Consider the following 13,858-nt stretch of genomic DNA (forward strand, 5'->3'; position numbering starts at 1 on the left):
TTGTGCGCAATTAATAGCTAGATACGTTGCAGTAATGCGCCACATATCGTATGATTAAAGGAATCTTTACTAAACAATATTCTTATAAACTATTTTATAGGAATGAATAGAGAGTTTTGTCGAAAAGTATGATATAATTTGTATGTTTTTCTTATAAGATGTATATAGTGTACGCATGACTTCTCATTATGTTTAAAAGATAGGGACAGTGCCTTTTGACTTGGCCTGTATACCTTTAATAAAGTGAAACTTTCATTAGTTGGGGGCATCCCTATTGATGGATAGCTAAACAGTGATAAAGGAAGAAATTATTATTTTTTTAATGAATTTTTAGTATCTAGTCCAAGTAAATGAAAAATGATAGTAGTAAAGGAGTGGTTTGATGAATAATATCACAATTTATGATGTTGCACGTGAAGCAAATGTTTCTATGGCAACCGTATCACGTGTTGTCAACGGCAACCCAAATGTTAAGCCAGCAACAAGAAAGAAAGTTTCCGAAGTTATTGATCGCCTCGGTTATCGTCCAAATGCTGTTGCCAGAGGTCTTGCAAGTAAAAAGACGACTACTGTAGGTGTAATTATTCCTGATATTTCAAGCATTTTCTATGCCGAATTGGCACGTGGAATTGAGGATATTGCCACGATGTACAAGTATAATATTATCTTGAGCAATTCCGATGAAAACCAAGATAAAGAGTTGCATTTATTGAATACGATGCTTGGGAAACAAGTAGATGGAATTGTATTCATGGGATCAAACATTACTGAAAATCATATTGCAGAGTTCAAAAAGTCTCCCGTTCCAATCGTACTTGCAGGAACTGTTGAGGATACGAAGCAAATCCCATCTGTAAATATTGACTATGAAGCTGCAGCTTTTGATGCGGTCTCGACTCTTACAGGGAAAGGCCATACTCAAATTGCTTTTGTTGGCGGTAACCTTGAAGATCCAATTACGAAAAAGAAACTAGAGGGTTATAAGCGCGGACTAGAAACGGCTAATATTTCGTATAACGAAGATTTGATTGTCGAAGGGGATTACACATACGATTCAGGAATTGAATCATTAGAAAAACTACTTGAATCTCCATCTAAACCGACTGCGATTATTGCTGGTACAGATGAGATGGCACTTGGAATTGTTCATGGAGCGCAAGATAAAGGCTACAATGTCCCAGAAGATTTCCAAGTGATCAGTTTTGATAATACACGCCTGACTTTAATGGTGCGTCCACATATCACAACTGTTGTACAGCCACTTTATGATATCGGGGCTGTTTCAATGAGATTGCTGACAAAATTGATGAACAAAGAAACAGTAGAAGGACAAGAAGCTGTTATTCTACCTCATCGAATTGAAGAAAGACAATCAACGAAATAAGAAGCTTTAAGGCTGTCTCAAAAGTCAGTGTCAGACTGATAACTTAATACACATCTGGATTTTTATCATGTATAAATGCTGGGTAGATTACGAGGTTGGACTTATGAGACAGCCTCTTTTTTATGTTCATTTGATGAAAGAATCTTTAAGATGAAGCTTTAGTTGTTTGATCGAATCGGATATAATGCCTTTGCGACGGTTTGTGCATTAATCTCCGTAATTTCCGCTCGTCTGGGAATTGGTGTATAGATACCTTCTGGATCCTCCCAAGCAGCAGGGAGTGTGACAGTTGTTTCAGTTTGCCACCGATCAATCCAAGATTGTGGCAATGGTCCTAAATTATTACTGTTTTCAGTCATTTCCAACCAAATAAATGACCAAGCTCTCGGTACGACCCGCCAAATATCGTAGCCGCCACCCCCTACAGCAATCCATCGCCCCCCGCAATATTTATGGGCGAGTTCATGAGCAAGCTTAGGTATTTCTTTGAAAATACGCATTGTGGCTGATAAATGTGTTAAAGGATCATAATAATGTGAATCTGCGCCATTTTGTGTAAGAATTACATCAGGTTTGAAATACTCAATAATTTCTTTAAAAGAAGTTCGATATGCATCAAGCCAAGAATCATCCTCTGTAAATGCATCAACAGGAATATTGAACGTGAAACAATAGCCATTCCCTTGACCTCGTTCATGAATATTTCCGGTCCCAGGAAATAAATAACGTCCTGTTTCATGAATTGATAAAGTACAGACATCAGGGTCATCATAGAACGCCCATTGTACGCCATCACCATGATGGGCGTCAGTATCGATGTACAAAACGCGTGCATGATAGTGATGCTGCAAATATTTAATAGCTACAGAGCTGTCGTTATAAATGCAAAAACCTGATGCTTTCCCCTGGAAGCCGTGATGTAAACCTCCGCCTAAATTTAAAGCGTGCTTGGCTTGTCCGGTCATGACGTAATCTACAGCTGTCAGAGTGCCGCCGACCAATAATGCACTTGCTTCATGCATATGTTTGAAAATAGGTGTGTCCTCGGTGCCAAGTCCAAAATTCTCAGCCTTTTCTGAAGAGAGCTTCCCTTGACTTGCAAGTTTGACTGCGTTTATATATTTAGGGTCATGAATCAATTGAAGCTCTTCGTCTGTTGCCATTCTTGGCTGAATGATATCTTCTGCAGCTATTGCTCCATGCGCTCGTAATAAATCTAGAGTGAGCGCTAGTCGTTTTTGGTTGAAAGGGTGATGATCATGGAATTTGTATGTTAATAGCTCATCTGAATAAATGAATATGGCATCTTTTTTCATGATTAACTCCTTTGGGCAGTGGGCCGAAAAACCTTATTGCTTTGTTGAAAATAGCGATACTACTAAAGTTGTTCGGAACTTTTTTTGCAAATTGAAAATAGGGTAGATGTATTGTTGATAGCAACAAGTCAGGCCAAAGAGTGATGGGGAACGTGGTCTTTTTCATGATTCGTTTGCTAATCATTTCAATTCCTCCTAAATGTACGTAAACCTTAATACATGAAGCGATTCATAAATCTCAGTTGATCAAATTTCTGAACGGACTCAAGGGGAATGTGCTTGCCGATTCGAGCCATTAGGCAATTGGCTGGATGTGAGCTTATTTCGGGATCATCTGTTGCATAATAAACAAGTCCACCAGCGTTCATCATTTTTTCCATTACTTTTCGGTATTCCCATACATTCAAACCTGTTCCTTTTAAATCCCAATGCCAATAATATTCGGTCGTAATAATGATATAATTTTCCATGCTTTCGTCCATCATGGATACTCGTATTAAATTTTTTCCGACAGAAGCTCCACGAAAATCTGGGATGACTTCAATAGCTCCAAGCTCAAGCAAATCCGGCATATTAATCTCAGACCATCGCTCAAGTGGATCGGGGTATAAATAGGTCACATATCCGACAATCATGTTCGCAAGTCGGGCAACGATAATCCGGCCTTCAGCGAGCTCTGCAATTTCAATTAAAGCCTGATGCTGCTGTGTTGCGGGACGAAATGCAAGTAAGTCCTTGTGGAATTCATAAGATTGTAGTTCTTTTGCAGTTACTGGCCCCTCGATAATTAATGTCTGATTCAACGATTTCAATTCCATTCTGTTATACGTCTTGTTGTGTTCCAAGTTTTCACCACCTAAACAGCTGTTACTTTCATTATACATAAAATGAAGTTTTTATAATTGATCTAATATATAGAATTTAATAATATTTTAGAATAGATTAAACCGAATATTAAAAAAATTGTGAAAAAAAGTTAATTATATTATAATAAGCCTAGCAAGTATGCAAAGGGGGATGAATGTTTATGAAAATGGAAGCGTTACCAGTAGCTAAAGGGGATTATAATTTAGAAGACTATGAGAATACTTACAAGCATTTCGATTGGTCTGAAGTCGAGAAGGAATTTACTTGGTCTAAAACAGGCAAGGTAAATCTTGCATATGAAGCAATCGATCGCCACGCTGATTCATTCCGGAAAAATAAAGTGGCCCTCTATTACAAAGATGAGAATCGAGCCGAAAAATATACATTTAAGGAAATGAAAGAATGGTCAAACAAAGCAGCGAACGTAATTAAGGAGTACGGGAATATTGAGAAAGGGGATCGTGTGTTTATTTTTATGCCACGTTCACCAGAGCTATATTTTGCCGTGCTCGGAGCGATTAAAGCAGGTGCGATTGTCGGCCCGCTCTTTGAAGCTTTTATGGAGGGCGCTGTACGGGATCGTTTGACTGATAGCGGAGCTAAAGTGTTAATTACAACGCAAGCTCTATTATCGCGCGTTCCTGTAGACGAACTTCCTAATTTGAAACATATTTTTCTTGTTGGAGAAAATATAGAAGAAACCGAAACGCAGTATGATTTTATGAAAAAAGTCGCAGAAGCAGATAAGAACTTCTCGATTGAATGGATGGACCGGAATGATGGGATGATACTTCATTATACATCTGGTTCAACAGGGAACCCCAAAGGTGTACTTCACGTACATAATGCGATGTTACAGCACTATCAAACAGCTAAATGGGTACTGGATTTGCAAGAAGAGGATGTATATTGGTGCACGGCAGATCCTGGCTGGGTAACTGGGACTTCTTATGGGATATTTGGGCCGTGGCTAACGGGAACGTCAAATGTGGTAGTAGGGGGCCGTTTTAAGCCTGAAACCTGGTATAAAACGATTGAAGATTATGGAGTAACGGTTTGGTATAGTGCTCCAACTGCATTCCGCATGCTCATGGGTGCGGGAGATGAAGCTGTGAAGCAATATGATTTAAATTCATTGCGCCATGTGCTAAGTGTAGGTGAGCCGTTGAATCCAGAGGTTGTTCGGTGGGGAATGAAGGTCTTTAATAAGCGAATTCATGATACGTGGTGGATGACAGAAACAGGCGCCCAATTAATTTGTAATTATCCGTGCATGCTCATTAAACCAGGATCCATGGGTAAACCGATACCTGGGGTCCAGGCTGCGATTGTAGATGATCAGGGAAATGTGCTCCCACCTCATCGAATGGGGAATCTAGCGATTAAAAAGGGTTGGCCGTCTATGATGCAAACGATTTGGAATAATGAGCAAAAATATCAATCTTACTTTATGCCGGGAGACTGGTATGTTTCAGGAGATTCTGCGTATATGGATGAAGAAGGCTATTTCTGGTTCCAAGGTCGTATCGATGATGTAATTATGACGTCAGGTGAACGTGTTGGCCCATTTGAAGTAGAAAGTAAGCTAGTCGAGCATCCAGCCATTGTTGAGGCAGGTGTTATCGGTAAGCCAGATCCAGTTCGTGGTGAGATCATAAAAGCATTTATCGCGCTTCGAGATGGATATGAGCCTACCCAAGAGTTGATTGAAGAAATTCGAACATTTGTCAAGCAAGGATTAGCAGCTCATGCGGCTCCAAGGGAAATCGAATTCCGAGAAAAATTACCAAAAACACGAAGCGGAAAAATTATGCGCCGTGTGCTTAAAGCATGGGAGCTTAATTTGCCAACAGGTGATTTGTCCTCAATGGAAGAGTGAAATAAAATCTATATGACTTTATAAAGCTATCATTTACCACAAATAGAATGCTTCACTCACCTAATCACAATGGTGGCGGTGCGGAGCCGGATTTTAGTGTACTTTCTTGATAAAGTCAGTATACTGCAAAGTAAATTGGCTATATTAGTAAGTCGCGAAGCCCCGTCCCCATGTCCTTCATATATAATATAAAGATCCTCTAAGGCATATTGTACCTGTGCTTTAGAGGATCTTTTTTATCCCGCAATACCAGTAAGATCCCCACCTCAAGGCTAAGAGGGGAATGAAAAAAACGACTGATGAAAGGGTCGGATTATATTTAAAAAAATTATTTAAGCAAAGTACTAGTAATCTAATGTAAATCGTATTATATTATTAAAAGATAAAACCAACTTATCTTATACGAATAAGAAACTATAATGGTTTGGGAGGGTTATGCATGTTAGGATATGTTCTACTAAATATCGCAATTATGCTAGTATTATTAGCTGTTTTATTTTATATGCAGAAAAAGCATATGTCATTTACGGTAAGAGTGTTTACCGGATTAGGGTTGGGAGTTGTGTTTGGGTTCATATTACAGCTTTTCTCAAGCCCGGATTCTGAAGTCATTACTTCTTCAGTTGGCTGGTTCAGCATTATCGGTAGCGGGTATGTGAAATTTCTGCAAATGATTGTTATGCCACTTGTCTTCATTTCAATTATTTCAGCATTTACAAAGTTAAAGCTGACTAACAATATTGGGAAAGTCAGTACGCTAATTTTAGGAATTCTTATTGGTACAACAGCGATTGCTGCAGCAATCGGGATTGGATCCGCTACCGTTTTCAATTTAGAAGCCGTACAAATTGAGCAGGGGCAAGCAGAAATTGATCGTGGTGTTCAATTAGAAGAAAAATTCGGAGCTTCGCTGGAAGGGAAAACAATGCCACAGCAAATTCTTGAATTTTTCCCTGCTAACCCTTTCCTTGATTTAACGGGCGCTCGTTCGACTTCAACGATTGCGGTGGTTATCTTCGCTGCATTTCTAGGGTTTGCATTTCTAGGAGTTAAAAGAAAACAACCAGAGCATGCAGAAATGTTTGCGAAAATTGTGGATGTTTTCTATTCGCTAATTATGCGTGTTGTAACCTTAATCCTTCGATTAACACCATACGGTATCTTAGCGATTATGACTAACACGGTTGCGACAAGTGACCTTGATGCTATTTACAAGCTTGGTAAATTCGTCATTGCTTCATATATTGCGTTAATCATTATGTTCTTGATTCACCTGTTGATGCTGTCTTTAAGTGGCTTAAGTCCAGTAAAATACTTGAAAAAGGCATTTCCAGTACTTACGTTTGCCTTCACATCTAGATCAAGTGCCGGGGCGTTGCCATTAAATATTAAAACACAGAAACAATTAGGAGTTTCTGATGGGATCGCAAACTTTGCTGGTTCCTTCGGATTATCGATTGGTCAGAACGGTTGTGCGGGAGTTTATCCTGCAATGTTAGCTGTAATGGTGGCGCCTACCGTTGGAATTAATCCATTATCACCTTCGTTTATTGTGACGCTTATTCTTGTCGTTGCCATCAGTTCGTTTGGAGTCGCTGGAGTTGGCGGCGGAGCTACTTTTGCAGCATTGATTGTCTTATCGGCGATGGACCTTCCAGTTGCACTTGCTGGTGTGCTTATTTCAGTCGAACCGTTAATTGACATGGGACGTACAGCGCTTAATGTAAGTGGAAGTATGACTGCTGGTGTGCTTACTAGTAAAGTAACTGGTGATCTGGATAAAGATGCTTACTTTAATGAGTCTGCATCGATTGAAGTAGAGGCATAAAAAAGGTAGAAGAATGTCGACGTGTTGTCGACATTCTTTTTTCTCTCTTTTAAAACAACCTCTTTAAGAATGAATTTACAACAAACCTGAAAAAACGAGGTTGCCCCTTATTATGGGGCAGCCTCGTTTTTTGTTTAACCTCCCTAATTTTCCGGATTAGCAGGTGTTTCTGCTGGTGGTTCAGGAGTAGGAGGGGTGGTATCATCAGGAATTGTTTCTACAGGTTTTTCTACAGGTTTTTCTACAGGCTTTTCTTCTGGTTTCGTCTCTGGTTTTGTTTGTTCTTCGTTTGTCTCAATTGTTTTACTCGGAACCTCTTGCTTTTGCTTTTGCTCAGCTTGTTTAGTAACGGCGTTAGAAGGAGATGATTCTTTACCAGCAATATCAACAGCTGTCACATAATATGTTCCGCTTTGAATGCTATATGCTAGGCTTTCGTTAGAGCGAATACTAGCAACTCTTTGACCGTTGCTATAGATTCTGTATCCAACAACATCTCTTTCAGGATGAGAATTCCAGGTAATCCTGTTTCCGTTTAATCCTAGAGTAGGGGCACTTGGCACTTTACCGTTATCAGAAAGTGTCGAACCAGTAACAATATTGCCGTTACTATTATATTTAGCTAGTAAATCGTTGATATTATTAATATACCTTCCACCGATTTTATTCAGATACTCAGGACTTAGCATATATCCGCCACTTGTAAATTCGCTTGGTGTCGATGATTGTGCCAAGTAGCGACCACCTCCTGCATAGACATATTGTCCATTAATGAAGCTATGGTCTACTTTTGTTGGTACATATTTTACATTGAATAGATCCGTTTTGACTAATCCAGCATTTGAACAAGCATCAGATGGAAGTAAACCTGATATTGAACAGAAAGAACGAGTTACAACGCCTGCTGGTTTTTCAAATTTACCTTTAGGTCCAATGAGATCCGCGTTTACTTGATAAGCTGAATTGACTAAACTTGCCCAAAGTTTAATATTTCGTTGGCTATACGTAAGACCTTTGTATTTATTATCTATTCTTTTTGGCGTGTCATAACCAATCCATGTTCCAAATGTTACGTTTGGATTCGTGGCAACAAACCAGGCATCCTGGGTATTGTTCGTTGTACCCGTTTTTCCAGCCCAGTCCGAAGAGAAAGATAACTTTCCATTTAAATATCTTGCCGTTCCGTTCGAGATAACATCTCGCATAATATCTAGTGTAAGATAGGCTGTTTGCGGTGAAAACACTTCTACCGGAGCCGTTTCGTGCTGATAGATGACAGTGCCATCTTTCGCTTCAATTTTGTCAATCATGTAGGCGTCGATAAATTGTCCATCATTTGCAAACGTTGTAAATGCATTAACATTTTCTTCAACTGTTACCCCGTTTGTAGGTGTCCCTAAAGCTAAGGAAGGGATTGTAAAGTCTGTTTCAATTAACGAGGTAAAGCCCATTTTTTCGAGATAGGTGGCTGGGCGCTGATTTATGATACCCATATAATAGCTTGCTGCAGGAATGTTGTAGGATTTAGCCAGTGCTTCTCGCGCATTGGTTAATCCAGTATACCCTTCTCCCGCATTTTTCGGTTGCCATTTCCCAATTGAAATGGGCACATTAATGCCGACAGATCCTGGTGAAATATAACCTAGCTCAAATGCAGGTGCATAAACAAGCAATGGCTTCATTGTTGACCCGTTCGGTCGTCTAGCTGATGTCGCATGATTGGTCTGTTCTCTGTCAAAGTCGCGACCGCCGACGAAAGAAAGAATTTTTCCTGTCTTGTTTTCAATGAGAATAGCTCCTGTTTCGACTTGTTCCTGAACAGTGATTGTTTCACCAGATTCTGGGTCGGTAACTAGTTGGGGTTTATCCCTGCCATAATATTCATAGTTCTTAACAACTTGTTGCATGTTATCGTACATATCTTTGTTAATCGTTGAAAAGACTTTGTAATTATTCTGCTTTAGTTCTCTTCTTGCAAGTGTTGTATATTGTTCATTTAAATCTTTATCTTTTTCCAAATCTGTTTTTTCATATCCTGATTGCTCAGCAAGAATGACTGAAAGAATTTTGATCGCCCGTTCTTCAAGCTCTACGACCAACCATGGATATATTTTGGACGGTGCTGTTTTAGGTCCGATAAAGTCTTTCGTAATATCATAATTGAGAGCATCTTTGTATTCTTGTTCAGTAAGATAATTTCCGTCACGCATTCTTTTAAGTACAGTTTTCATTCTAACTAATCCGGGCTCAATACCTTCTGGACTTTTCAATTCAGCTTTTTGCGTATATGGCGTATAGCGAAAAGGACTTTGAGGAAGTCCAGCGATAAATGCCGCTTGTGGAATAGTAAGATCTTTGGCATCGATTCCGAAGATTCCCTTGGCCGCTGCCTGGACACCTGCGATATTTTGGCCGGAAGAATTCCTGCCGAAGGTTGAAACGTTTAAGTATGCTTCTAAAATTTCATCTTTAGTTAAGAAATTTTCCACTCGAAGTGCGAGTAAGATTTCTTTCGCTTTTCTGTCGAAGGATACTTCGTTTGTTAATATTTGATTTTTGATCAATTGTTGAGTTAAAGTACTTCCGCCAGATTGAACAGATGCGTTTGTCATTTCTTGGAAAATAGCCCGCATAACTGCTTTAGGTACGACACCCTTATGCTCATTAAAATATTCATCTTCTGTTGCAATGATGGCGTTGAGCATGTGTGGTGACATTTCATTGATAGTTATTTCTTCACGGTCAAGATCTGATTTTAGCTTTCCAAGAAAAATGTTATTAGCAAAATATAAGTCTGATGCTTCTTCATAATTATAAATATCTTTTCTTAGTTCTTCTTTCGTGCGAATCGGTTCGTCTTTGACTAAAGCGGCAAAATAACCGGCTCCTACACCGCCTGCAAAGGAAAAGCCTAAAACAAGCACGATAATAAACAATAATACGATATTCCAAACCACATGATATGTAACTCTGGAGTACATTTGTGTTTTTTTACTATGGAAGAAATCGGTGATTTTCATCCAAAATGACTTATGCTTATTTTCATTATTTTTCATCAATCATTCCCCCTGAAATCAGATACATTATAGCATAGATACGTATTTAGCAGGGATGTTTTCAAGTATTTCTATCAATTGAAGAAGTTGACATAGTGATAAATATATGATAAAAAATCATTAACTGGAATTTGTTTAGGAAAGCGATGAGAGGACTTAGTAGTCAAACTATCCCTGTTTTTAGAGAGCCGATGGAAGGTGCGAATCGGTACACATAGTTTAGATGAATTACTTCCTTGAGCATTTGCTGTGAACTTTAAGTAGCAGTAAACGGTAGACCGCCGTTAACGGTTTTAAGACGGAGGATGAAGTATGTCCTCAAGTTGGGTGGTACCGCGAATATATTCGTCCCTTCATTTATGAAGGGGCGTTTTTATTTGTCAATTTATCCCGCATAAACACTTTATGAATATCAAACAGGAGGAAATCAAATGGAATTGCTTAAAGATTTGGAATGGCGAGGGATTATTTATCAACAAACTGATGAAGAGGGAATGAAAGAACTTTTAGAAAAAGAAAAAATTTCGCTATATTGTGGCGTGGATCCGACAGCAGATAGTATGCATATTGGCCATTTATTGCCATTCTTAACACTGCGTCGCTTTCAACAGCATGGTCATCGCCCGATTGTTTTAGTGGGTGGAGCAACAGGGTTAATTGGTGACCCAAGTGGAAAAAAAGAAGAGCGTTCCCTGCAAACATTAGAAACGGTTTTGCATAATGCAGATTGCCTAAAAGGTCAATTAACGAAGATTTTCGATTTTGATGGAGACAATGGCGCAATCATGGTAAATAACTATGATTGGATCGGCAAGATTGATATGGTTACTTTCTTGCGTGATTACGGGAAATATATCGGCATTAATTACATGTTAGCGAAGGATACGATTGCTTCAAGATTGGAAACAGGGATTTCATTCACAGAATTTACCTACACGATTTTACAAGGAATCGATTTCAATCATTTATACGACAATCATAATTGCAAGCTGCAAATTGGCGGAAGTGATCAGTGGGGCAATATTACAACAGGTCTAGAGATGATCCGAAAATCTCATGACGAAGCTGTTAAGGCATTTGGGATGACAATTCCACTTGTAACAAAAGCGGATGGCACGAAATTCGGGAAAACAGAAGGTGGGGCAATCTGGCTTGATCCGGAGAAGACAACTCCTTATGAATTTTACCAATTCTGGATTAACACAGCAGATGCTGATGTAGTTAAATACATGAAATTCTTCACATTCTTATCACAAGACGTGATTGAGGGATTAGCACAATCGGTAGAAAATGAACCACATTTGCGTAAAGCACAAAAAGCATTGGCAGAGGAAATGACACGTTTGATTCACGGTCAAGAAGCACTAGACCAAGCAATAAAAATTTCTGCGGCTTTATTTAGTGGAGATGTAAAAAACTTAAGTGCTGCTGAGATTAAAGTTGGATTCAAAGATGTGCCAAGTTTCAGCAGAGACGATTCGGATGACATCAACTTAGTTGAACTAATCGTTGAAGCGAAGATTTCGCCATCTAAACGTCAAGCTCGAGAAGACATCCAAAATGGTGCGATTTCAATTAATGGCGAAAAAGTGACAGACTTAGAATATGTCGTAACAGTAGCAGATAAAATTGAAGGTCAATTCATGCTTGTTCGCCGCGGGAAAAAGAAATACACGCTAATTAAATAATAACTGAAGTTGTTAAAAAGGGTCAGACCCCACACTCTATACATCGTTTCATTACGGTTTAAAAGAGATGTAAGGTTCTGATCCTTTTTGGTTAGGGGGGGTCTTGTTTTATTAGAGATCTAGCTCCGGACTCCGGCCCGCATATCCGAAATCCGGCATGGAAAGTGTGGATTCCGGCCCGCAAATCCGAAATTCGGCATGAAAAGTATGGATTCCGGCCCGCAAATCCCAAAAAGTGTCTCACGGTGTACCACTCCGAGCTGGTAAGCCATTCATTCTGACCCCGATAAAATCTAGGTTCTAAGACAGATGTTTCAATGCCTCGCGCTTGCTCAGTGGTTTTAATTGGTTTTGAGAGACAAATAATTGCACACTAGAAGCGTTCGTTTTGGCGTATTCACGTAACACCCAGCCAATTGCTTTTTGTACAAAAAATTCATCGCTGAGAGCTTGGCGTAGAATATAATCATACAGCAGCTTTTCATTCATATTCTCTTTATAATATAGCTGGTAGAGAATCGCAGATCTCTGTAACCAAATATAATCATCATCAATCCACTGGTCAGGGTATAAGGAAACAAGTTCGGGGTATTGTAAAAACATATATCCAAAGATATGAGGTGATAGTACATCGATTGTATCCCACCAAGATTTACTTTTGAGCAGACTGACTAGCCACGGCATATCAGCGGGAGTGAGGGTTTTTTTAGTTTTTTCCAAGATATCAAGGGCAGCTTTTTGGTATTCTCGTTCCGGCTTCTCCCATAGTGTAAGAATTAGCGTTTGTAGTTCCTCTTTTGACGGTATTCCATTTTCTTTTAAAAACTGCTTAGTTAATTTTCGGCGAATGGGGGTTCGAATCCCGAGAAAATCAAATTGATTTCTCATATATTTTTTAGACCACTGTGCATATTCTGAGCAAGCGTGCTCATTGTATAGCCTTTCTAATGCATGAATAGGAAAATTCATAGCTCCTCCTAGGTAAGTAATTTTGAGTGATATGCTTTTTATTAGGCCATTAAGGATGAAAAAACCCCCATCAAAGGATGAGGGTTCATTTCAAACTGATTAACGAGAGTAGAACTCAACGATAAGAGCTTCGTTAATTTCAGCAGGAACTTCAGAACGATCTGGTAAACGAGAGAAAGTACCTTCTAGTTTGTCAGCATCGAAAGTCAAGAAATCAGGAACGAAGTTGTTTACTTCGATTGATTCTTTGATTGTGCTTAGGTTGCGTGATTTTTCACGAACAGAGATTGTGTGTCCAGGTAACACTTTGAATGATGGAATATCAACGCGTTTTCCATCAACAAGGATGTGACCGTGGTTTACAAGTTGGCGAGCTCCACGACGAGTGCGAGCTAAACCAAGACGGTAAACAACGTTATCAAGGCGTGATTCAAGAAGAATCATGAAGTTTTCACCGTGTACACCTTGCATTTTACCAGCGCGGTCGAATAATGTGCGGAATTGACGCTCATTAACTCCATACATGTGGCGAAGTTTTTGTTTTTCTTGTAATTGCAATCCGTATTCGGAAAGTTTCTTGCGTTGGTTTGGACCGTGTTGTCCAGGAGCGTAAGGACGCTTTTCTAATTCTTTACCAGTACCTGTAAGGGAAATTCCAAGACGACGGGATAATTTCCAGCTTGGGCCAGTATAACGAGCCATAGGATGACTCCTCCTTCAAATGTTTTTATTTGGGTAAAATAAAAACCGTTGCGATAAACGATTATGGTCATTTTGTTTTCATGTATCTTCGCCCTAGCAGCTGAGGGTTACGTGATACACCTCATAATGAGGAACAAAATGAGGCCGTAAAAGCACTCACATAGGCTGC

9 protein-coding genes and 1 other annotated feature are annotated in these 13,858 nt (G+C 39.3%); of the genes, 4 read left to right on the plus strand and 5 right to left on the minus strand.

Going from position 1 to position 13,858, the window contains the following annotated elements:
• The first annotated feature begins 382 nt into the window (after positions 1 to 382).
• Positions 383 to 1,384, plus strand: a complete 1,002-nt coding sequence (gene ccpA / locus HNP81_RS07610) for a catabolite control protein A (RefSeq protein ID WP_182502152.1) — start codon at positions 383 to 385, stop codon at positions 1,382 to 1,384.
• Between the two features lie 158 nt (positions 1,385 to 1,542).
• Here ccpA and HNP81_RS07615 read toward each other — a convergent pair whose 3' ends face one another.
• A complete protein-coding gene (locus HNP81_RS07615) occupies positions 1,543 to 2,700 on the minus strand; it encodes an acetoin utilization protein AcuC (protein WP_182502153.1) in 1,158 nt (385 codons plus the stop codon).
• Between the two features lie 212 nt (positions 2,701 to 2,912).
• A complete protein-coding gene (locus HNP81_RS07620) occupies positions 2,913 to 3,545 on the minus strand; it encodes a GNAT family N-acetyltransferase (protein ID WP_182502154.1) in 633 nt (210 codons plus the stop codon).
• Positions 3,546 to 3,727: 182 nt separating this feature from the next.
• Between HNP81_RS07620 and acsA the strand changes: the two genes are divergently transcribed.
• Positions 3,728 to 5,446: an acetate--CoA ligase gene (gene acsA / locus HNP81_RS07625; RefSeq protein ID WP_182502155.1), complete on the plus strand. Its 1,719-nt coding sequence runs from the start codon at positions 3,728 to 3,730 to the stop codon at positions 5,444 to 5,446.
• A gap of 439 nt (positions 5,447 to 5,885) precedes the next feature.
• Positions 5,886 to 7,274, plus strand: coding sequence for an L-cystine transporter (locus HNP81_RS07630; RefSeq protein WP_182502156.1), 1,389 nt, complete (start codon positions 5,886 to 5,888; stop codon positions 7,272 to 7,274).
• Between the two features lie 143 nt (positions 7,275 to 7,417).
• Here HNP81_RS07630 and HNP81_RS07635 read toward each other — a convergent pair whose 3' ends face one another.
• Complete coding sequence (locus tag HNP81_RS07635) at positions 7,418 to 10,330, minus strand: transglycosylase domain-containing protein (RefSeq protein ID WP_246399269.1); 2,913 nt, start codon at positions 10,328 to 10,330, stop codon at positions 7,418 to 7,420.
• 137 nt (positions 10,331 to 10,467) lie between these two features.
• Positions 10,468 to 10,686, plus strand: a binding site (T-box leader).
• Positions 10,687 to 10,761: 75 nt separating this feature from the next.
• Between HNP81_RS07635 and tyrS the strand changes: the two genes are divergently transcribed.
• Positions 10,762 to 12,018, plus strand: coding sequence for a tyrosine--tRNA ligase (gene tyrS / locus HNP81_RS07640; RefSeq protein WP_182502157.1), 1,257 nt, complete (start codon positions 10,762 to 10,764; stop codon positions 12,016 to 12,018).
• 300 nt (positions 12,019 to 12,318) lie between these two features.
• Here tyrS and HNP81_RS07645 read toward each other — a convergent pair whose 3' ends face one another.
• Positions 12,319 to 12,987, minus strand: a complete 669-nt coding sequence (locus HNP81_RS07645; RefSeq protein WP_182502158.1) for a DNA alkylation repair protein — start codon at positions 12,985 to 12,987, stop codon at positions 12,319 to 12,321.
• A gap of 99 nt (positions 12,988 to 13,086) precedes the next feature.
• Positions 13,087 to 13,689 (minus strand): 30S ribosomal protein S4, encoded by a 603-nt coding sequence (gene rpsD, locus HNP81_RS07650; protein ID WP_028392260.1) that lies wholly within the window; start codon positions 13,687 to 13,689, stop codon positions 13,087 to 13,089.
• Between the last annotated feature and the right edge of the window lie 169 nt (positions 13,690 to 13,858).

This window comes from Peribacillus huizhouensis, from assembly GCF_014138605.1.
Taxonomy (GTDB): Bacteria; Bacillota; Bacilli; order Bacillales; family DSM-1321; genus Peribacillus; species Peribacillus huizhouensis.